Source organism: Klebsiella sp. KTE92 (assembly GCF_000398905.1).
GTDB lineage: Bacteria > Pseudomonadota > Gammaproteobacteria > Enterobacterales > Enterobacteriaceae > Klebsiella > Klebsiella variicola.
In genome coordinates this window covers 3,573,722-3,596,260 of sequence record NZ_KB976100.1, presented here as the reverse complement: position 1 = coordinate 3,596,260, position 22,539 = coordinate 3,573,722, and the positions used below count along the sequence as shown (strand labels likewise).

Genomic DNA, 22,539 nt, shown 5'->3' with positions numbered 1-22,539 from the left:
TGAAAGGTTACCACAATGGTTTTCCCGGATAGCGGCGCGAACGCCTTATCCGGGCGACCTGATCGCACTCTTCCTGTAGCCCCGGTAAGCGCAGTGCCACCGGGGAAGCGGACAGATGCAGGTTGAAAGGTTACCACAATGGTTTTCCCGCCTTATCCGGGCTACCTGAGCGGACTCTCCCTGTAGCCCCGGTAAGCGTAGCGCCAGCGGGGCGTATCTACCGACTGCGGGGATTACACTTCGTAGCTCAGTTCATCTTCCCGCGGCGGCGGCGGGATAATCTGCACTTTCTGTACCCGGTGGCTCTCGACCTGCAGCGTACGTACGATGTAGTCGCCGATTTTCACCTCTTCTCCCGCTTCGAGGACATGCTGCAGATTTTCCATCAACAGACCGGCAATCGTGTGATACTCGCGCTTATCATCGAGCGGCAGGGGAATGTACTGCACTAAATCTTCCAGCGGCATATGCCCATTAGCGGTCCAGCTGCCGTCAGGATTTTTCGCGATATCGTGGCGGGCATCAATCTCTTCAGCCTCGTTGGGTAAATTGCCGGCGATGGTTTCCATCACATCGCTCAGGGTCACCACCCCCTCAACGGAACCAAACTCATCCACCACGAAGGCGAAATGGGTCCTGGCATGGCGGAACTGCTCCAGCGCTGGCAACAGAGGCAGCGTCTCAGGGAACACCAGCGGCTGACGAAGCAGGACGCGCAGGTCGAGCGGTTCATGACGCAGCGATTGTTGTAGCAGGTCGATGACGTGAACCACGCCGAGCAGATCTTCATCATCATTTCCGCCGGTGACGACCAGTCGGGTATGCTGGTTTTTCTCCAGCAAGGCGCGAATTTCCTCTTCCGGGGCGCTAAGGTCTATATGCTCGATATCATGGCGCGAGGTCATAATGCTGCTGACGGTGCGCTGGTTGAGATTAAGCACCCGCTCAATCATCCGGCGTTCCTGGGGGTTGAACAGCGGGTTATCGGCCTGGCTGTCGATCAGCGCGGCCGTATCGCTGCTGAGCTCGGCGTGTTCTTTATACCCGCTAAGTAGATTCATCACTGCTTCGGTTGTGCGCTGGCGGAGAGTGAGATTGGCGGAGAGGAAGCGACGGCGGTTGAACAGCGCCAGCTGGTTCAGCGACTCAATGATGACGGAGAAGCCAATGGCCGCATACAGATAACCTTTCGGGATGGGGAATCCAAACCCTTCGGCAATCAGGCTGAAACCAATCATCAGCAGGAAGCTCAGACAGAGAATAACGATAGTCGGGTGGCTGTTGACAAAACGCGTCAGCGCTTTGCTGGCGAGCAGCATCAAACTCATGGCAATAACTACCGCTGCCATCATCACCGCCAGATGGTCGACCATGCCGACGGCGGTGATCACCGAATCGAGGGAGAAGATGGCATCCAGCACCACAATCTGAGCGACCACTCCCCAGAACTTCGCGCTTTTGCGCTGAACCGGATTATCGCTGTCTTTGCCCTCTAGTCGCTCATTGAGCTCAACAGTCGCTTTAAACAGCAGGAATAACCCGCCAAACAACATAATCAAATCTCGCGCGCTAAAGCTGAGATCGTGGTAGGAGAACAGCGGTTTGGTCAGGGTGACCAGCCAGGAGATCGAGGCGAGCAGCAGTAGACGCATCAGCATCGCCAGCAGCAGGCCAATCACCCGCGCGCGGTCACGCTGAGTAGCAGGGAGCTTTTCCGCGAGGATCGCGATAAAAACGAGGTTATCAATACCGAGGACCAGCTCTATAACCACCAGCGTTATGAGACCGGCCCAAATTGAGGGGTCGGCAATCCATTCCATCATTCGCTAAAACCTATACTACCTGAGAGTGCTATCCGACGATCATGGATAAGCGACCGATAAATTGCAATATATTCTGGTAATGCTACCAACTTGCTGATCTAGTGTATAGTGGTGTTTTTGAGGTGCTCCCGTGGCTTCAGTCTCCGTCTGCTGTCCCTCCTGTTCCGCTACTGAAGGCGTGATGCGTAATGGCAAAAGTACTGCCGGGCATCATCGTTATCTCTGCTCTCACTGCCGTAAAACATGGCAGCTCACCTTCACTTATGCCGCTTCTCAGCCCGGTACACACCAGAAAATCATTGATATGGCTATGAACGGCGTCGGTTGCCGTGCCACCGCACGACTAATGGGCGTGGGCCTCAACACCATTTTGCGCCATTTAAAAAACTCAGGCCGCAGTCAGTAACCTCCCGGATACAGCCGGGCAGTGATGTCATTGTCTGTGCGGAGATGGACGAGCAATGGGGCTACGTCGGGGCAAAATCACGTCAGCGCTGGCTGTTTTACGCGTATGACAGGATACGCAGGGCGGTGGTAGCCCACGTTTTCGGTGAACGCACTATGGCCACACTGGAGCGTCTTCTGAACCTGCTGTCAGTTTTTGACGTGGTGGTATGGATGACGGACGGCTGGCCGATGTATGAGTCACGTCTGAAGGGAAAACTGCACGTCATCAGTAAGCGTTACACGCAGCGAATTGAGCGACACAACCTGAATCTGAGACAGCATCTGGCAAGGCTGGGCAGGAAGTCCCTGTCGTTCTCCAAATCGGTGGAGCTGCATGACAAAGTCATCGGGCATTACCTGAACATAAAACACTACCAGTAAATTGGAGTCATTGCCCTGGTGTTCATAGGAATAAACCCTCTTTTTTTCTGTATTTTACACATTATCCAAACGTTTCTTCTACAGTATTCTCTGCCGGAAATACAGCGATAAGTCCTGCGGTTGAAGAAAGTGCAGAGGAAAATCCTGAGGCAGTGCGCCATATGACACCTGAGTCATCAGAATTTTCTTAAACCGCTCTGTCGGAGCTAATACTTTGAGTGTATTCTCTGATGAAACATGTAGTTTCGGAATTTTGCTGGAAGTCGGACTGATAGCAAAACGGTAATATCATAGATTGATACCAGGGGAACCTGTAATCAGGCGGGTATCGAAGATTTATCACTATATGGGTGGATATGAGAATGGCAAGTTTGAAAGCAGTTATTCCGGTAGCCGGATTGGGGATGCATATGTTGCCGGCCACCAAGGCGATTCCGAAGGAGATGCTGCCAATCGTTGATAAGCCAATGGTTCAGTATATCGTCGACGAGATTGTGGCGGCAGGTATCAAGGAAATTGTACTGGTTACCCACTCGTCTAAGAATGCCGTGGAAAACCATTTCGATACCTCCTATGAACTGGAAGCGCTGCTAGAGCAGCGTGTTAAACGTCAGCTGCTGGCTGAGGTACAGGCAATCTGTCCGCCGGGCGTGACTATCATGAACGTACGCCAGGCGCAGCCGCTGGGGCTGGGACACTCTATTCTCTGCGCGCGCCCGATCGTCGGAGATTACCCGTTCGTTGTGGTGCTGCCGGACATCGTGCTGGACGATGCCAGCGCTGACCCGCTGCGCTATAACCTGGCGGCGATGGTGGCCCGTTTTAATGAAACCGGGCGCAGCCAGGTGCTGGCCAAGAGAATGGACGGCGACCTGTCGGAGTATTCCGTGATCCAGACCAAAGACCCGCTGAACGTGGAAGGGCAGATTGGTCGGATCGTTGAGTTTATCGAGAAACCTGACGAACCGCAGACCTTGGATTCCGATCTGATGGCCGTAGGACGCTATGTGCTTTCCGCCGATGTGTGGGCCGAGCTGGAGCGGACTCAACCTGGCGCATGGGGCCGTATTCAGCTGACCGATGCGATCGCTGAACTGGCGAAGAAGCAGCCCGTTGACGCGATGTTAATGACCGGCGATAGCTACGACTGCGGTAAAAAAATGGGCTATATGCAGGCCTTCGTAAACTACGGGCTGCGTAACCATAAAGAAGGCACGAAATTCCGCGAGAGCATTAAGAAGTTACTCGCGTAAATAGGCTCTGCCGGATTTCAGAAGTGTGAAAATGTAGGGTTTACAGAAGTATGTGGCTTAAGTCCGCGATGTTGCATACTTCTGTAGACAGCCCTGCAGATTAAATAAGGCTATTTTAGATAAATATTAATCAATATAAATCAGATGGTTATGCTGATTTGCTGAAACACGCTTAATATGTAAACAAAAAGCGACTTCAGAGACATCTGGTTGCTGTGCTGGCCCTCCTGGATGGAATGGTCGGAGTAGCATAATTTTATGTTTGCTAATAATGAGTTAGTCGGAATCTTCTTAAAAAAATATGCCTGCCGCTGGCTGTCATAAAAAAATAAAACTTGACTGAGATCATGCTTAGGCATTAAACAACAGTGATGCATGCATAAAAATGTGAAGTTATCGGATGTGTATGCCCATACCAACGTCATGGACAAAGGCGCTGCGAACTGGAAAATCGTCAAAGGATGAAAAATAAATGAACTGGCAGTGGGTCTCTTTTTTTGGTGATAGTACCGTGTTGTTACCCAGCGCGGCAGCCGTGTTCATGGTTTTATTTCTGCGCAGGCCTTCCAGACAGATTGCCTGGCAATGGGGATTGCTGTTTGGTATTACCGGCGCCATCGTCAGTGCATCAAAACTGGCGTTTATGGGCTGGGGCATCGGCATCCGCGAGTTAGATTTCACGGGTTTTAGCGGGCATACCGCTTTATCTACCGCCTTCTGGCCTATTTTTTTATGGCTGCTCTGTACTCGCGGTAGCGTTGCTTTACGCCGGACTGCCGTGGTGATGGGGTATCTGCTGGCTGGCCTCGTGGGGTATTCCCGTCTGGCGATTCATGCCCACTCCCCATCGGAAGTGATTGCCGGGCTGCTGCTTGGCGCCTGTGGTAGCGCGCTGTTTCTGCTGCTGCAGCGGAATTCATCACGTGTCGTCGATGCGCAGCTCTCCTGGGGCGGGGTGCTCAGTCTGATTATCATCCCCGTCGTGTTGCTAAATATTGGCACTAAAGCGCCGACCCAGTCACTGCTGGGCGAAATTGCCGTCAAGCTTGGTCCGCTGGAAAAACCCTTTACCCGGTCGGATATGCATAAGCATTTTTAATGAGTGTGCTGCTGACAATGAATGAGACCAGCGAAAATAATAGAATTAGTCCCGGCCTCACGCATTCATATTCATGAAATAAATAGTTGATACTACATTCTGCAGCAATGTTTTGCTGGCACAGGAAATAACGTGGCTGAGAACAATCCTAAATAGACAGCCAGCGCCTGATACCTGAAGTTAAATTATCTTTGTCAAGTATAAAAAGTGAATGGAAGGTATTAATTTTTGTAGTTGACGAAAGTGACGACAATTTGAAGGGTTAGTTCATTTTGTTAGTAAAATCCTTAAAAAACATGATGTTAATTTACGATGGTGCGTGAGGAAGTTTCGCTGGCTGGAACAGCGAGATATTATTAAACAATCTTATTGTGATGTCGTCCGCTTGTCGGAGTAGTAAGATTTGGTTGTTTTTATAAGCGAATAGTTGTCATTTTTACTCCCATTTGCCGGCAGAATCTTGTAAACTTGATTCCGCTAAAATATTGTCAGTGACTAATAATCAGGCGGGCGCTGCGCCAGCAAAAATGTATAAATGAAGTACAGTGTATTGGTAGCTGTTAAGCCAAGGGCGGTAGCGTATCGAAACCGTCAGCGTCAATTCTGCAGTCATCTTCTATATGTTCTAAATTCCTAAAACCGGTTGCGACGGATGATTATCTGCAGCACCGGTATATAATCGGCACTCTTTCTGACTCAACAGTGTTTTATACCTCTGGTTGACCTGAGATAGCTCATGTTCACGGTCGGCGGCGATCGGTGTGAGGGGCGTCGCTGGCGTTTTGACTGTGGCACTGATAATTCAAATAGTGCGTGGCTGATTACGTTCGAAGGGACTACTTATTGCATCATCACTGCTGAACAAACATACTACGACTGGCGTCAGCGTGCGCTCTCTAAACTCATATTCCCCATGACTCGCCAGCTTGCGGAAACGGGGCTAAAAATGGATCTTGTATAATGATGAAAATCGCGCGTCTTGCACTTGCTTTGGGGCTGTTGACATCGGTGAGTGCGCAGGTTTATGCCTCTGGTCTGGTACTCAATGATAACGAACTGCGTAACGATCTCTCCTGGCTGTCTGACCGGGGAGTTATCCAGCTTAGCCTTTCGACCTGGCCCCTGAGTCAGGAAGAGATTACCCGGGTGTTAAAAAAGGCCAAACCCTCCTATTCTTCCGAACAGGTGGTGCTGGCGCGTATTAATCAGCGGCTTTCCTCATTAAAAGCTGATTTCCGCGTCAGCGGCTACACCTCTACCGATCAACCGGGAACCCCGCAGGGCTTTGCACAAAGCCAACCGGCAGATAATTCGCTATCGCTGGCCTTTAATAACAGCGGCGACTGGTGGGATGTTCATCTGCAGGGCAATGTAGAAGGCGGTGAGCGTATCAGCAATGGTTCCCGTTTCAATGCCAACGGCGCGTACGGTGCGGTGAAGTTCTGGAACCAGTGGCTGTCGTTTGGCCAGATGCCGCAGTGGTGGGGGCCCGGCTATGAAGGGAGCCTGATCCGCGGGGATGCGGCGAGACCAATGACCGGATTTCTGATGCAGCGCGCTGAACAGACCGCCCCGGAAACCTGGTGGCTACGCTGGATTGGCCCCTGGCAGTATCAGATTTCCGCCAGCCAGATGAACCAGTATACCGCAGTACCGCATGCCAAGATTATCGGCGGCCGTTTGACCTTCTCGCCGTTCCAGTCTCTGGAACTGGGGGCTTCGCGAATCATGCAGTGGGGAGGAGAGGGGCGCCCTCAATCCTTTAGCAGCTTCTGGGATGGTTTTACTGGCAAGGATAATACCGGGACGGATAATGAACCCGGTAACCAGCTGGCGGGATTTGACTTCAAACTGAAGCTCGAGCCAACGCTGGGCTGGCCGGTGAGCCTGTACGGCCAGATGATAGGGGAAGATGAATCCGGCTACCTGCCTTCGGCCAATATGTTCCTCGGCGGAATTGAAGGGCATCATGGCTGGGGTAAAGATGTGGTTAACTGGTATGTAGAAGCACATGATACTCGCAGCAATATGAGCCGGACTAATTATAGTTATACACACCATATTTACAAAGATGGCTATTATCAACAGGGCTATCCGCTAGGTGATGCCATGGGAGGGGATGGGCAACTGCTCGCAGGTAAAGTAGAACTGGTGACAGAAGATAATCAGCGCTGGAGTGCGCGTCTGGTCTATGCCAAAGTGAATCCCAAAGATCAATCAATTAATAAGGCATTCCCGCACTCCGATACATTGAAAGGTGTACAGTTGGGGTGGAGCGGGGATGTCTATAAGACCGTTCGTCTGAATACGTCGCTGTGGTATACCAATGCGGACCATAGTGATAGCGATGATGTTGGCGCAAGCGCCGGGATCGAGATCCCATTTAGTTTATAGGCTAGATGCTACAGGAAGTCAGGAGAATGGAGTTTAGCCTACCATTCTCCGCGTGCAGCCAGACAGGAATAAACTGGTGGACGATATGTAGCTCAGGCATTGGCAAATTTTAGTTTACTGATGATGTGACATTATGAAGAAAAAAATGGTTAGGTTTTCGGCATTAGCATTGGCAATAAGTTTTTTATCGGCTTGTACCATTATTCCTGGTCAGGGGTTGAACAGCCTACGTAAGAATGTGGTTGAATTGCCGGATAGCGATTATGACCTGGATAAACTGGTTAACGTCTATCCGATGACGCCAGGGTTAATTGAGCAACTGCGTCCGACAAGCGTGATGGCACGGCCAAATGCACAACTGGATAGCCTGCTTAAAAATTATGAGTACCGGATTGGCGTGGGCGATGTGCTAATGGTAACCGTCTGGGATCACCCTGAACTGACCACGCCTGCCGGCCAATACCGTAGTGCCAGTGATACCGGCAACTGGGTAAATGCGGATGGTACTATTTTCTATCCGTATATTGGTAAAGTTCAGGTTGCTGGAAAAACGCTGAGTCAGGTCCGTCAGGATATAGCTAGTCGATTGACAACCTACATTGAAAGTCCCCAGGTAGATATCAGTGTTGCGGCATTCCGTTCACAAAAAGCCTATGTAACAGGCGAGGTCATTAAATCTGGCCAGCAACCTATCACTAATATTCCCTTGACTGTTATGGATGCCATCAATAATGCCGGTGGTTTGGCTCCGGATGCGGACTGGCGCAACGTGGTCCTGACCCATAATGGTAAAGATACCAAAATCTCCCTGTATGCCCTGATGCAAAAAGGCGATTTGACCGAGAACCATCTGCTCTATCCTGGCGATATTCTGTTTGTGCCACGTAATGACGACCTGAAAGTCTTCGTTATGGGCGAGGTTGGCAAGCAGAGCACAATGAAGATGGACCGCAGCGGTATGACGCTGGCCGAGGCACTGGGAAATGCCGAAGGTATGTCGCAAGCATTTAGTGACGCTACCGGCGTCTTCGTCGTGCGTCAGTTGAAAGGTGATAAACAAGGTAAGATAGCCAACGTTTATCAGCTTAATGCACAGGATGCTTCAGCGATGGTTCTGGGGACAGAGTTCCAGTTGCAGCCGTATGATATTGTCTATGTGACGACTGCCCCTCTTGTACGCTGGAACCGTGTGATATCACAGCTTGTACCGACGATTAGCGGTGTCCATGATATGACTGAAACCGTAAAATTCGTCAAGGATATGCGCTAATGTTTGATTCTATTCTCATTGTTTGTACGGGCAATATTTGCCGTTCTCCGATTGGAGAGCGATATTTACGAAACTTATTACCTGATAAAAAAATCGATTCAGCAGGGACTGGAGCACTCATTGAGCATGCGGCTGATAATAGTGCGATTAAGGTTGCTCAGCTCCATGGGCTTTCTTTGGAGGGGCACCTCTCCAGGCAGTTTACATCCTCTCTTGGGCGTCAATACGATTTGATATTAGCAATGGAAAAATCCCATATTGAGCAGATCGGGCATATAGCACCAGAAGCCAGGGGGAAAACGATGCTATTTGGTCACTGGTTGGAGCAACGCGATATACCTGACCCTTATCGCAAAAGTGACGAAGCCTTCTTATCAGTTTATAAACTTATTGAGCAGGCCGGTAGACTTTGGGCTCAGAAATTAGGTGCATAATTCAGGAAAAATCGCATGTCATCAACTACGAATAAAACTACATCTAAAGATACAGATGAAATTGATTTAGGTCGCCTTATTGGTGAGTTTATAGATCATCGGAAGCTTATTATTTCTGTTACTTCTCTATTCACATTAGTCGCATTAATTTATGCTATTTTTGCCACGCCTATATATCAAGCTGATGCTCTAATTCAGGTTGAACAGAAACAAGCGAATGCCATACTTAGCAATCTTAGCCAGATGCTTCCGGATAGCCAACCTCAATCGGCCCCAGAAATTGCGTTGATTCGTTCCCGGATGATTTTAGGAAAAACAGTTGATGATCTTAACCTGCAGGCGAGGGTAAAACAAAAATACTTCCCACTATTAGGGCGTGGTTTTGCACGCTTATCAGGAGATAAACCTGGTAGTCTATCTATTTCTCGGTTGTATATACCGGAAAATGATAATGATACTCCTGAGATCATACTAACTGTTAAAGAGAAAAATAGTTTTTCTATCTCCGTAGGTGACTTTATTATCAATGGTAAAGTTGGAGAGCTACTTGATGAGCGGGGAATTTCGCTCAAAGTTGATGAAATCAGCGCAAAGCCAGGGACTGAGTTTTCAATTGTCTATGTTAGTCGATTGAAGGCTATAACAGATCTTCAGGACGATATAGCCGTAGCTGATCAGGGAAAAGATACTGGGATGCTAACACTCTCCTTGACCGGCGATAATCCAGTATTAATTGAACGTATTCTTAATAGCATCAGTGAAAACTATTTAGCTCAGAATATTGCGCGGCAAGCCGCACAAGATGCGAAAAGTCTGGAGTTTTTGAGTAAGCAACTGCCCGAGGTTCGCAGTGATTTGGATCAGGCCGAAGATAAATTAAACCAATATCGGAGAAAGAGTGATTCCGTTGATTTATCTCTTGAGGCAAAAGCCGTTCTTGATCAAATAGTTAATGTCGATAATCAGCTTAACGAATTAACTTTCCGTGAGTCAGAGATATCCCAGCTCTATACCAAGGAACATCCGACGTATAAAGCATTGATGGAAAAAAGAAAGACACTACAAGATGAAAAATCTAAGCTTAATAAGCGTGTGTCTGCTATGCCTGAAACGCAGCAGGAAATATTGCGTTTAAGCCGTGATGTAGAGTCCGGTCGAGCTGTGTATATGCAGTTATTAAATCGGCAGCAAGAGTTAAATATAGCAAAATCCAGCGCTATTGGTAATGTGCGTATTATTGATAACGCTGTAACCCAACCCAAACCAGTCAAACCTAAGAAAATAGTTATTGTTCTGATTGGTATTATATTGGGTGTCATGGTCTCTGCCGGAGTTGTATTACTTAGAGTTTTCCTACGTCGAGGAATTGAAACGCCTGAGCAGCTTGAAGAACTTGGGATTAACGTTTATGCCAGCATTCCAGTCGCAGAGACATTTACCAAAAGTGTAGTGCAGAAAAAAGGATGGAGTAAAAAGGTTGACGAAATTCAGGGCTTCCTGGCAGTTGATAACCCAGCGGATCTGGCAATTGAAGCTATTCGCGGTTTACGCACAAGCCTTCATTTCGCCATGATGGAAGCAAGGAATAATGTGCTAATGATCTCTGGCGCGAGCCCTAATGCAGGGAAAACCTTTGTAAGTTCAAACCTAGCGGCTGTAATTTCTCAAACAGGGAAAAAGGTATTGTTTATTGATACCGATATGCGAAAAGGCTATACGCATAAATTGTTCAATGAAAATAATACCAATGGTCTCTCTGATATTCTGTCAGGAAAAGTTGAAATTAATAGGGCATTAAAAAAAGTCGCATCAGGTGGTTTTGATTTCATTTCACGGGGAATGGCTCCACCAAACCCAGCTGAATTATTAATGCACCGACGTTTTGGTGAACTGCTAAATTGGGCCAGTGAAAACTACGATATTGTTGTTCTTGATACACCACCAATTCTGGCTGTTACTGATGCTGCAATAATTGGTAATTATGTAGGCACAACTCTACTGGTAGCTCGATTTGAACTAAATACAGCAAAAGAAATTGAAGTAAGTGTTAAACGATTCGAACAAGCCGGTGTAACAGTGAAAGGCTGCATATTGAATGGTGTTGTTAAAAAAGCAAGTAGCTATTATGGCTATGGCTATAGCCATTATGGATATTCATATACTGATAAGCAGTAACTTTTAATGAGGCAGGGTTTTAAACCCTGCCTTAAATATCATCTTTCCGTGAATATTTAATCAGAAATTAAATGCAATGCAGAGAGGGTATATGACGCTTCTCGTCAGAAATGTTATTGTCAGTATTGCTTTGGCAATGTCTGATTTTTTTAGTTTTTTTATTTCATTATATTTAGCGATAGGGGTTTTATCAATAACGGTTAGCGATTATGAAACAGTCATTTCAGCTAACCAACTTGAAGTGTGGAAAATACTCCACTGGTTATTAGCTCTTTGCTGTGTTGCCTGGTATTCTATGAGGCTCCGCCATTATTTCTACCGTAAGACATTTTGGTTTGAATTAAAAGAGATACTGCGCACTTTAGTTATTTTTGCTGTAATTGAGATTGCAGTTTTGGCCTTTGCAAATTGGTCCTTTTCAAGGTTTTTGTGGGGACTAACCTGGGTTTTTGTTTTGTTATTGGTGCCTTTAGCAAGGATGGTAACGAAACGTGTGTTGGATGTGTTCGGATTATGGCGCAGAAATACATGGATTATAGGCAGCGGAGCTAATGCGCAGGAGGCCTATAAAGCTATAAATAGTGAGCGTAACCTGGGATTGGTTATTGTAGGGTTTATTGAGACAACTGAGGAATTATTAGAAAAAAAATATATTGATGGTGTCCCTGTACTGGCGAATGATCCTGCCTGGTTATCATCAATGGATAAGAAGACTCAATTTATTGTGGCTGTTGAATCACACCAGAGCGACGTCCGAAACACATGGTTGCGTAATTTTATGATTAAAGGTTATCGGTATATCTCTGTTATTCCAACATTGCGAGGAATGCCTCTCGACAGTACAGATATGTCTTTTATCTTTAGTCATGAAGTGATGATTTTTCGTGTTCAACAAAATCTTGCAAAGTGGTCCTCAAGGATTCTCAAACGCCTCTTTGATATTGTTGGTTCAGTATCAATCATCGTTATTCTTTCTCCAGCATTGATATATATAAGCCGTAAAGTGAAAAAGGATGGGGGGCCTGCTATTTATGGACATGAACGCATTGGTAAAGGTGGGAAATCATTTAAGTGCCTTAAGTTCCGTTCAATGGTGATAAATTCTAAAGAAGTTCTTGAAAATTTATTAGAAAATGATCCTGAAGCAAAAAAAGAATGGGATGCAACGTTTAAATTAAAAAACGATCCGCGAATTACAAAGATAGGTGGGTTCCTTCGAAGAACTAGTCTGGACGAATTACCGCAGTTGTTCAATGTGCTGAAAGGTGAGATGAGTCTGGTTGGGCCAAGGCCAATTATTACAGCCGAGCTTGTAAGGTATAATGAAGAAGTTGATTATTACCTGCTAAGTAAACCGGGGATGACCGGCCTATGGCAAGTTAGTGGTCGCAGCGATGTTGATTACGAAACTAGGGTATATCTTGATGCATGGTATGTCAAAAATTGGTCTATGTGGAATGATATTGCTATTTTGTTTAAAACGATAAGTGTTGTATTAAAAAAAGATGGTGCGTACTGAGAATAAAACCTAAATAACTGATCCTAATACCGCTACACTTTAGCCAGCCCGTGTTTTCCACCGGGGAATGGGCTGACGGTATCCATAAAGTGATGAACCTTTTTCAACAGATGCCACATTGAACGGCACTGGTGATTTCGGGTTATTGTCTCATGAAGCGCCTGCCACAACCGTTCGACATGATTGACCCATGGCGAGTAAACCGGCTGATAAATGACCCTGAACTTCTGGTTTGCTTTCAGCCAGCGCAACGTTTCACGGCTTTTGTGGATAATGTAGTTATCGACAATGAGCGTAATCGTTTTTGCCCGCCGGTATGTCGCCTTAAGATGTTTTAACAGTCTGATAAATAAAGATGAACCTTTACTGTTTCCACCTACGTAGCTGACTTTTCCCGTACCGCTGTGCAGCGCACCGGCAAGATAGTACTTTTCATTCTGGCCCGGTGTGACAACACGTTTTTGCTGCCCGCGTAACTGCCAGTCAGCACCGATTTTCGGGTTGAGATGAATATCCACTTCATCTTCGTAAAACACGGGATTTTCCGCACTGCATTTCGCCAGTGCTTCATGGATAGCGACCATTTTTTCTTCTTTGTGTGGGTCACGGATACGCAGTGTCGGCGCTGCTCTGCGCCATACCAGCCCGGCAGCAGGTAACCATCTCCGGATGGTTGAGGCATGTAGCGGACAACCGGTGACATCACGGATTTTTATCGCCAGCAGTTCGGTACTCCAGCGGGAACGCTGATAACCGAAATCGCCGGGAGAATGCTTCACAAGCTCACGCAGCAATGCGCAAATATGTTCGAACGGCCAGCGCCTGCCACGTCCTGACGGTAATGACTTCAGGCCTTCAGCACCAGACAGAGTGAACCAGTTAATCCAGCGACCAATCGATGAGCGGGCACAGCAGAGTGTTCTGGCCACATGACTGACGCGCTCGCCCCGGTGCAACATCAGCATGGCGGTCAGTCTGCGGGCATAATTTTTATCACGCGTTTTATGGATAGCTTTCTGCATCAGGTGTCGTTCGTCACGGGGAATTGGTGCTATGATCGGCATCGCTCAGTCCGGTTGGTGATTTGGGATATTAAGCGATTGATCAGATCGCACAATTCGGGCTGAGTTCCCTCAAAGTGATCTACTATTCCGAACAGTTATTTAGGGTAAATATTTATATAAAGAGTTTAATTCAAAATGAAATATTATATTGCAATACCAACATATAATGGTGGGGATATCTGGCACCAGGTTGTGGAAAATATAAAAAAGTATGCTCCTTCAGACTTATTTGTACATGTAATTGATTCAAGTAGTATAGATGATACAGTTTCGGTAGCGGAAGAGGCCGGTTTCAATGTTTTATCTATTGCAAGTTCTGATTTTAATCATGGTAATACTCGTAATCAGGCAATTGATAATTACATTGAAAACTACGATATAGTTATCTTTCTGACTCAGGATGCAATACCGCAACCAGGTTTTATTGAAAGCATAGTTTCAGTTTTTAGTGATGAAAATATTGTTTGTGCCTATGGCCGACAACTTCCCCACGATGATGCTAGTCCTCTTGCACAGCATGCTAGGGGATTTAGTTATCCTGAGAAAGGATATATTTGTGGTAAAGATGACGCGTCAGTTATGGGGTTAAAAACAGTTTTCATGTCAAACTCTTTTTCTGCTTACAGATTGTCAGTATTTAACAAATTAGGTCGTTTTCCTTCAAATACTATATTATGTGAAGATATGTTTTATACAGCAAAAGCAATACTCGCTGGTTTTAAGGTAGCTTACGTTTCTGATGCTATTGTGTATCATTCTCATAATTACTCACCAATAGATGAATTTAAACGATATTTTGATATAGGTGTTTTTCATACGGATGAGCCCTGGATTCGAAAAAATTTTGGTGGTGCTGGAGGTGAAGGGAAAAAATTTATTATATCCGAGCTAATGTATTTGTTACAAAAAGCACCTTTATGGATCCCTATTTCATGTTTAAATAATTTCATGAAGATATTAGGATATAAAGCGGGTCAAAGATACAAAATGCTACCAACTAAATTAGTTAAAGTGTGTAGTATGCATAAGCGGTATTGGAAGTTTTAAATTGAATAATAAAGATCAGTCAATTATATTCCAATCTTAGTTTTATCATTCTGGTCATGTAGAATGATTTAGACTATCCACGTTTAATTAGAGCTTTTACCTGATAATAATCTTAATTATATGAATAACTTGATTTTTGGAGTCGTTATATACAATGAAAGAAAAAAAATCACCATTGCAAACGAATGTTATTCAGAATGGGATTGTTCTACCATGTAAGAAAAATTATAAAAAAAATGGTTGGGGTGAGGGAGGTGTTATTGATAGTGGATTTTCATTCATAGAAGTTTCCGGGTTATATAGCAAGTGGAGTTCATTTGGTGGAGCATATGATTTTTCTAAAAATAAGATGGGAAAAATAGATGACGATGTTATTTGGTTTGGTTTTTTTTATAAGCACTGGGGGCATTTTTTATTAGATTTTATTAGTAGAATGTGGATTTTATTAGATGATTATCGTGGGCAGAAAATAGTTTACGTAAGTCATGGTGATGTAATTGATGGGAATTACATGGAGTTTTTCAACTTACTTGGAATTGAGAATGATAAACTGATTAGAATTGATAAAGTGACTCAGTGTAAGAGTGTAATAGTACCGGAATACGCAAAAAAAGAAAATGAATACCATAGCTATTACCTCCGTCTGATGAATGCTGTATCAAAGGCTGCTGTTAATACATCAAGTGAGCCTCTAACTCCAGGGCTGAAAGTATATTTTTCTCGGATGGCATTTAAAGATGCAGCAAAAAAAGAGTTTGGAGAGGAATATATTGAAAACTTAATGCTTTCGGCAGGATATAGCGTAATGTATCCTGAAAAAATGACACTAAAACAGCAGGTAAGTATATGGAACAGCGCTGATGAGATAATTTGTATAAATGGAACTATACCCTTAAATTTGATCTTTGCGATGAGCCATATGCAGAATGTCTTTATTCTGAATAAAGCAAAAATCCATCATCAAAACCTTATTGATATAATTGATATTAGGGCTTTAAAAAACATTAAATTTATCGATTGCTTCTATGAGAAATTCTCTTCTAAGGCTCAAAATTTAGGCCGTGGTCCGTTCTTTTTACGAGTTAGTGATGAGTTGGTTTCTAATATGGGTGTGAGTAATTATAATCAGAACAATTTTTATTATAAAATAAATGCTCATTTATTTTTATATAAATTTATCATTGTTAATAAAACGATCACTGCAATAAAGAGTTTTGTAAAAAAAATCATCAACGTACATAGAACATAGAAATGAGAGCTAGCATGGAAAAGGGTATATGTTTTTTAGTTGTTATGTATGGTAAGACTGTTCAGCAATCAAAGACACTAGCATCATTCTCTAATTTTGATCACGCTATTAATTCCGAGATAACTATATATAATAATGGTCCTGAATTAATAGATTTAGATAAAAATAAATTGGATGAGCTAAATAATATATTTGATTCTGTTGTGCTGATAAATGATTTGACAAATGCACCGCTAAGTAAGGTTTATAATAATTTTATAAATAATAATTCTAATTTTTCTTATTACATAATTCTTGATGATGATACGTACTTATCATCTGATTACATAACTGCAATTTGTAATATTGATAAATACAGTTCTTTTGATGTTATTCTCCCAGGTATATATTCTGAAGATCGGAGTATTAAATATTATCCGAAAGAAAGAAATAATATAATCCATGAAAATGGGATTAAAGTAGATAGTAGTTCTATTTTATCTATAACATCAGGCTTGATAATAAACAGAACATTTATAACTAAAACTAATGAAATTAAAATTTTTGATGAATCATATGCGTTATATGGAGTTGATACTAGTTTCTTCAAAAAAATCTGGGCATATACTAGAAAAGGAATTGCTATTAATATTATTACCGATACTTCACTAGGGCATTCTTTGTCTCGTATGGAAGGGAAAGACTCTCAATTCAGAAAGATAGAAAGGTTGTATGACTTAGGTATATCGACAAGAAAGTATCCAAGTATAAAAACAACACTTTATTTTCTTAAAAACATGTTTGCTTTAATATTTACATGTAATAAGAAATGTTTTTTTGCATTAACTTATGGGTTTTTTCATGGTCGGCATCCAAAGTGCTGAGTAAAAATCAACCATTTATTTTGTTTAATTTTATATGAAAAAAATCAAAATTCTTTTTATTATCCCAGATTTTAGTAATTGCGGCCCAAATAACATGTGCAGTGCATTGATAAAATATTTGAATAAAGATACATATGATATACATGTTATTGGGTTAGGTGTTGGCGAATTACTGAACGAATTTAATAAAACTAGCAAAACTTATGTTTTCTCAAGACGTGATATATTGGGGGTTAGAAAGTTTGTTAAGAGTGAAAGTTTTTCTCTAATTCATAGTCATACTATAATTGGAGATCTGTTTAGTTATTTGGCAGGCTCATCATCACTAAAGGTCACAACTATTCATAATTATCCATTCGTCGATTCTGTCTATAGGAGAGGTAAAATTGTTGGCAGCCTTTTAGCATTTGCTCAATCTTATGCTATACGGAAAATGTTTAAGGTTGCATGCTCTAATTCTGTTATGAAATACTGTAAAGATACAATGAAATTTAATGATCTTTATGCCATTGACAATGGAGTTCAGCCATTTGAATGCAATCAATCGTCGATTATGGAGAAGAAAAGAAATAAATTAGATTTTTTTTATTTAGGGTCACTTAATCAACGTAAAAATGTTGAGTACCTATTAACCGGATTTTTAAAATGGGAAAATAGCAAATATTGTAATTTACATATATTAGGGGATGGTCCACTTAGATGTGAACTCAATGATAAGTTTTCTAGAGAGAATATATTTTTTTATGGTAAGGTAAGTGAGCCCCGAAAATATATTGTCAACTACGACTGTTTTGTGTCTGCTTCCTTAGCCGAAGGGATGCCATTAGCGTTATTAGAGTCAATGTCTGCAGGTAAGTCCTTCATATGTTCAGATATTATGCCCCATACTGAAGTATTTAATAAGATGAATACCCTAGGAGGTTTTATTTTTTCCTGCAATGATAATCATTTGTCTCTTCTGAAAGCATTTGAACAGTTTTATGGAAGTTTAAATAAAGATGAAATGAGCCATGCGACTGTAAGACTATTTAATGAATATTATACATCGCAGAGAATGAGTGATGAATATAGCGACTTCTATCAAATGATATTGAATGGGAATAATAATGAAAAATAAAGTGACTGTATATATTCCTACACATAATAGAGTTGAACTGCTTAAAATAGCTGTTGAATCTATAATAAATCAGACATATAAAAATATTCAAATAGTTATATGTGATGATGCCTCTAGTGATGGAACTCAAAACTATGTTAATGATTTAATTTCTCAATGTAATAATACTGAAATAATTTATTTAAGGAATGAGTCCTCTAAAGGTGCGTGTTTTAGTCGGAATAGGTGTATTGAAGTATCTGATGGGGATTTTATTACTGGGTTAGACGACGACGATTATTTCTTACCATGTCGGATTGAAGAGTTTATTGAGTGTCATACACAGACTCGAAGCCCTATGGTGTCATCATCAATTCTATTTAAAAAAGGAAGTAAACTTAACAGATGGCATGAGGTTTGTGGCGAAATAAATAATAAGATGCTAAAAAAATCTAATGTAATTGGTAATCAAATCTTTGCCTTAGCTGAGATATACAAAGAATTGGGCGGATTTGATACATCCTTTCAATCTTGGCAGGATTACGAACTATGGTATCGAATGACAAGCAGCTATGGAACATGTTTGAAACTAAAAAAACCCACCTATGTAATGAATGTTGATATTGATAGGCCAAGAATAACTACGAGCGGTAAGGCCCATATAGGTTATTTGCAATTCATCCAAAAGCATGGGCATGAGTTAAATTCTAATGAATTAAAGTCACTTTATTTTAGAGATAAAATAAATAGACATGACAAGATAAATTTCGATGATTTAATCAGTTATTTTTCTTTTGGGAATTTGAAATTATATATAATAAATGAACTAAAGCATCAGTTAAGAAAAAATGCATCTTGATATAACACCTTTCTATTAATGGCGTATATATGTCTAATTTACGTAAAAATATAGGTTTCCTTTTTATTGTAAATATTTCAAATTATTTGTTTCCTATACTTAGCATTCCTTATCTTGCAAGAATACTCGGACCTGATGGAGTTGGTGAAATAGCTATCGCCCAAGCCGTAAGTATATATTTAAGTTTTGTTGTTGATTTCGGATTCAACATTACCGGGACAAGGGATATTAGCAATTTGAGTAGTAAAGATGACAGGAGTGACTTATTTACAACAATTTTTTATTCAAAGCTTATTTTATTTATTATTTGCTGTGTAATTGTAGTTTCTGTTCTTTACTTTTACCCCATTTCAGAACAGTTGAAAATATTGGTTTTAATAGGGTTAATTCAGGTTCTTGGTAGTGTTTTATTCCCTGTGTGGTTTTTCCAGGGTATACAGAAGCTATCAACAGTTGCATTTGCTACTACGATCTCTAAATTTGTATGCACTTCATTGATATTCGTTTTTGTTCATGAAAAAAATGACATATACATGGCGATGTTACTCCAAAGTATAGGGTATTTTATTTCAGGCTTATGTTGTGTTTATATCATTAGACGCTCTAGATTGGTATCTTTAACTAAGTTCTCTTTTAAAAAATCAATAATGCAGTTGAAAAAAGGTAGTTCAATATTCATTAGTTATATTTTTTCGAGTTGTTATACTACATTAAACACGACCCTGTTGGGCATTTTCTCAACCAGTCGGGAGGTGGGCTTTTTCTCTTCTGCAGATAAGGTCCGCGCTGTGTCACAGTCATTCCTTTCACCAATACAACAAGCTGTATATCCGCATATTGCATCGGAGCGACATAATCTTAAAGTTCTCCGAAGTAATATTATAAAATATGGTGGTGGGTTTATATGTTTATGCCTTTTCATATCCATTGGAATATTTTTTTGTTCTGAACTGATAGTCAATATATTATTTGGTTCACAATTTCAATCTACAATCCCTATTCTTAAAATCATGGCATTTATGCCATTTATTATATCTATTGCAATTGTTTTTGGTCAGTGGGGACTTATCAACTTAGGTGCGGAAAAAATACTTAGCAAAGTTTATATTTTAGCAAGTCTTTTTCATTTATCCTATGTGTTTATACTTATGGATGTATATAAAGGTGTGGGGTTGGCAATATCTATATTAATAACAGAAACTATTGTAAGTGCCCTTATGTTTTATTTATTTATATCTAAGGTTAAACAGTGGAAAGATTAAATAATATTGCTGCTGTTGTTGTGGCATATAATGCTGAAAAAGCTATTGTCAATAATATCGAAAGTTATATCGATTATGTCGATAAACTGTATTTTGTAAATAACGGAAATAGTCGTGATTTATTTGATAAAATATCAAGCTCTTACGGTGAAAAAGTGATTTTAATTGATGAGGATGAAAATCTTGGAATATCCAAAGCAATAAATCTTGCTGCTAAGGATGCTTTTAATATTAGATGTCAATATTTGCTAACTATGGATCAGGATAGTTATTTTGATGATTTTAGTACGTTTATCAAACTATTTGATAAACATTGTAATGAAACCATAGCCATTTATACTCCTGCCCATATTACAGGAGATAGAAAATATCCGACTGATTCTTTTACATATATAAAAAGCGTAATGACATCTGGTAATATATTAAACCTTGATGTATTCTTTAAGCTGGATGGAATGGATGAGCGGTTGTTTATTGATCGGGTAGATCATGACTATTGTTTATCCGTTATTGAGAATGGTTATTCTATAATTAGATTCAATAATTGTAAATTATTCCATGGTTTGGGTAATAGCTCTATTATTAATGGTGTCGAAGTAACTAACCATTCGCCCTTGAGGCGGTATTACATGACTAGAAATACTCTTATCATTATGTTTAAGCACTTTAGGAAACAACGTCTTAATATGGTTAAGCTTTTGTATGGATACTTTAACGAGTTGTATCATGTTTTCCGGTATGAAAAAAATAGAATGGATAAGATGTTTTTCGTCATGAAGGGAGTATGGCATTTCTTTTCACGGAAAAATGGTCGATATTCTGGATAATTAGATAAATGAGTTTGGACATGAGATGAAAAGACGAATATTCATTAAGAACCTGTTTTTCTTAAGTACTGCTTCTTTTGTTCTAAATAGTGTTTATATTAATCGAGTCCATTCTGCAATAGTTAGAGGTATTGGATACAACAGAGTATGTAATCCAGAAATGTTTGGCGCAGTAGGAGATGGGGTAAATGATGATTCTGCTGCTATGGAGCAATGTTTTCGCAGTAAATGTGATAGTATAGTATTTAGACGCGGCGCCAAGTATGTATGGAAAAATAAGGTGACAATCACTGGTAAGGTATCGGTAGATGCAACTGATGCTGAAATTATTTGTGATGGTGTATTTCTGGAGGTTATTGATGGCGCGGGTAGTGACTGGAACGGCGGTATATTGTCAACCTTTACTACACCATATACGATTATGTATGATGATGATTGGAATATCCTTGAAAAAGGACAAATTGGACATGGAAGACTACCGTTTAATGATGAACATAGAGTGGATGACGAATATAAACAGCAGCGTTTAGGTTGTTGCCTGTTGTTCACATCATCAGATGAAACACCCCAGAAAGGTTTAAAAGTCAATGGTCTTAAATCGACCTGTGGCGCTTTAGTAATTGCTGGATATACAGACGTTAATATTCATGACTGTTATATGCGCGGAGGGGGACATATTGCATGTATAAGTATTATTAATGGCTCCAGAGAAGCTCTTCTTTGGGGATATGATAATGACGATTTAGATATATCAGCTTTTGAGTTTGCACGTGGCTATAATCATAAAGTGAGTAATTGCTATCTTTATGAGTGTGCCAATAACGGACTATATATTACTGGTTCGGATTGTGTCATAGTTGATGGATGTAATTTTGTAAATAATGGTGAGTCTGGTCTTAAAACTGGCCAGTACGTTAAACGGTGGTGGACTTCTGATAATCGCTGTTGTACCAACGTGAGCATATCGAATTGTAGTGCTACAGGTCAGTATTATGATGGTTTTGATTTGCAAAATGCTTTTGGAAGTGGTTCAAAGAATCTCAAGAATTCATATTTGACGTGTAAAAATAATATATCTACGAAAAATAGACGAACAGGTTTTATAAGCCAAGGGGGAGGCAATTTATTTGTAAATTGTTATGCTGAAGATAATGGGATACATGGTATGCTATCGAATCAAAGTAAATCAGTAAAGATGATTGGGTGTGTCATGAAAAACAATTGCAGAATATTTAATGGGATAGAAATAGGAATTTGTGGGCCAGATTCTACGATGGAGAGTTGTATAATAACCCATACTAATAACGAAAGAAAAGTGTTGCTTATAAGTCATACGATAGGCGACCAAGAAGTTAGTAATTTTTATGGGAAATCTATTCGTAATAATTTTTCTGATATTAATAAATGTTTCTTTGATCCACGAGTGACAATCATTGATGAATAATGTTTGTTTGGTGGAGTTTTTTTCATTATATCA

18 protein-coding genes are annotated in these 22,539 nt (G+C 41.5%); 16 read left to right on the top strand and 2 right to left on the bottom strand.

Annotated elements, in window-relative coordinates:
* Positions 1-233: 233 nt before the first annotated feature.
* Positions 234-1,820, bottom strand: a complete 1,587-nt coding sequence (locus A1WC_RS08590; RefSeq protein WP_032691431.1) for a TerC family protein — start codon at positions 1,818-1,820, stop codon at positions 234-236.
* A gap of 133 nt (positions 1,821-1,953) precedes the next feature.
* Between A1WC_RS08590 and A1WC_RS0125290 the strand changes: the two genes are divergently transcribed.
* From A1WC_RS0125290 to wbaP, 8 genes are all read left to right on the top strand, one after another.
* Positions 1,954-2,651 (top strand): IS1 family transposase gene (locus A1WC_RS0125290; protein ID WP_228691831.1). Its coding sequence is split into 2 segments (ribosomal slippage): positions 1,954-2,203 and positions 2,203-2,651, totalling 699 coding nucleotides; the frame shifts between segments, so codons are not numbered across the junction.
* Between the two features lie 356 nt (positions 2,652-3,007).
* On the top strand, positions 3,008-3,904 hold the full coding sequence (gene galF, locus A1WC_RS08595) for a UTP--glucose-1-phosphate uridylyltransferase GalF (protein ID WP_071599427.1): 897 nt from the start codon (positions 3,008-3,010) through the stop codon (positions 3,902-3,904).
* Positions 3,905-4,376: 472 nt separating this feature from the next.
* Positions 4,377-5,003: a phosphatase PAP2 family protein gene (locus A1WC_RS08600; RefSeq protein WP_016161493.1), complete on the top strand. Its 627-nt coding sequence runs from the start codon at positions 4,377-4,379 to the stop codon at positions 5,001-5,003.
* A 960-nt stretch (positions 5,004-5,963) separates the two neighbouring features.
* Positions 5,964-7,397 (top strand): capsule assembly Wzi family protein, encoded by a 1,434-nt coding sequence (locus A1WC_RS08610; protein WP_016161491.1) that lies wholly within the window; start codon positions 5,964-5,966, stop codon positions 7,395-7,397.
* Positions 7,398-7,530: 133 nt separating this feature from the next.
* Positions 7,531-8,667 carry a polysaccharide export protein gene (locus A1WC_RS08615; RefSeq protein WP_016161490.1) on the top strand — a complete coding sequence of 379 codons (1,137 nt, stop codon included), beginning with the start codon at positions 7,531-7,533 and terminating at the stop codon, positions 8,665-8,667.
* Positions 8,667-9,101 (top strand): protein-tyrosine-phosphatase, encoded by a 435-nt coding sequence (locus A1WC_RS0125280; protein WP_032691224.1) that lies wholly within the window; start codon positions 8,667-8,669, stop codon positions 9,099-9,101. Before A1WC_RS08615 ends, A1WC_RS0125280 begins: the two co-directional genes overlap by 1 nt.
* 15 nt (positions 9,102-9,116) lie before the next feature.
* Positions 9,117-11,276 carry a polysaccharide biosynthesis tyrosine autokinase gene (locus tag A1WC_RS08620; RefSeq protein WP_016161489.1) on the top strand — a complete coding sequence of 720 codons (2,160 nt, stop codon included), beginning with the start codon at positions 9,117-9,119 and terminating at the stop codon, positions 11,274-11,276.
* 91 nt (positions 11,277-11,367) lie between these two features.
* Complete coding sequence (gene wbaP / locus A1WC_RS08625; protein ID WP_016161488.1) at positions 11,368-12,795, top strand: undecaprenyl-phosphate galactose phosphotransferase WbaP; 1,428 nt, start codon at positions 11,368-11,370, stop codon at positions 12,793-12,795.
* A gap of 32 nt (positions 12,796-12,827) precedes the next feature.
* On the opposite strand, the gene A1WC_RS08630 is transcribed toward wbaP, so the two are convergent.
* Positions 12,828-13,859: an IS630-like element ISSpu2 family transposase gene (locus A1WC_RS08630; protein WP_016161487.1), complete on the bottom strand. Its 1,032-nt coding sequence runs from the start codon at positions 13,857-13,859 to the stop codon at positions 12,828-12,830.
* A gap of 135 nt (positions 13,860-13,994) precedes the next feature.
* Here A1WC_RS08630 and A1WC_RS26505 point away from each other — a divergent pair, with 135 nt between their 5' ends.
* From A1WC_RS26505 to A1WC_RS27270, 8 genes are all read left to right on the top strand, one after another.
* The gene (locus A1WC_RS26505) at positions 13,995-14,906 is read left to right on the top strand and encodes a glycosyltransferase family 2 protein (RefSeq protein WP_016161486.1); all 912 of its coding nucleotides are present in this window, start codon (positions 13,995-13,997) and stop codon (positions 14,904-14,906) included.
* Positions 14,907-15,060: 154 nt separating this feature from the next.
* Complete coding sequence (locus A1WC_RS08635; protein WP_016161485.1) at positions 15,061-16,155, top strand: glycosyltransferase family 61 protein; 1,095 nt, start codon at positions 15,061-15,063, stop codon at positions 16,153-16,155.
* Positions 16,156-16,169: 14 nt separating this feature from the next.
* Positions 16,170-17,018, top strand: a complete 849-nt coding sequence (locus A1WC_RS27565) for a hypothetical protein (RefSeq protein WP_016161484.1) — start codon at positions 16,170-16,172, stop codon at positions 17,016-17,018.
* A 34-nt stretch (positions 17,019-17,052) separates the two neighbouring features.
* Positions 17,053-18,135, top strand: a complete 1,083-nt coding sequence (locus A1WC_RS27275; protein ID WP_016161483.1) for a glycosyltransferase family 4 protein — start codon at positions 17,053-17,055, stop codon at positions 18,133-18,135.
* Complete coding sequence (locus tag A1WC_RS26495; protein WP_016161482.1) at positions 18,125-18,973, top strand: glycosyltransferase; 849 nt, start codon at positions 18,125-18,127, stop codon at positions 18,971-18,973. The genes A1WC_RS27275 and A1WC_RS26495 overlap by 11 nt, the downstream gene beginning before the upstream one ends.
* A 29-nt stretch (positions 18,974-19,002) precedes the next feature.
* Positions 19,003-20,235 (top strand): flippase, encoded by a 1,233-nt coding sequence (locus A1WC_RS26490; protein WP_016161481.1) that lies wholly within the window; start codon positions 19,003-19,005, stop codon positions 20,233-20,235.
* Positions 20,223-21,062, top strand: coding sequence for a glycosyltransferase (locus A1WC_RS0125270; RefSeq protein ID WP_016161480.1), 840 nt, complete (start codon positions 20,223-20,225; stop codon positions 21,060-21,062). Before A1WC_RS26490 ends, A1WC_RS0125270 begins: the two co-directional genes overlap by 13 nt.
* A 25-nt stretch (positions 21,063-21,087) precedes the next feature.
* A complete protein-coding gene (locus A1WC_RS27270) occupies positions 21,088-22,506 on the top strand; it encodes a right-handed parallel beta-helix repeat-containing protein (RefSeq protein WP_016161479.1) in 1,419 nt (472 codons plus the stop codon).
* Positions 22,507-22,539 lie beyond the last annotated feature (33 nt).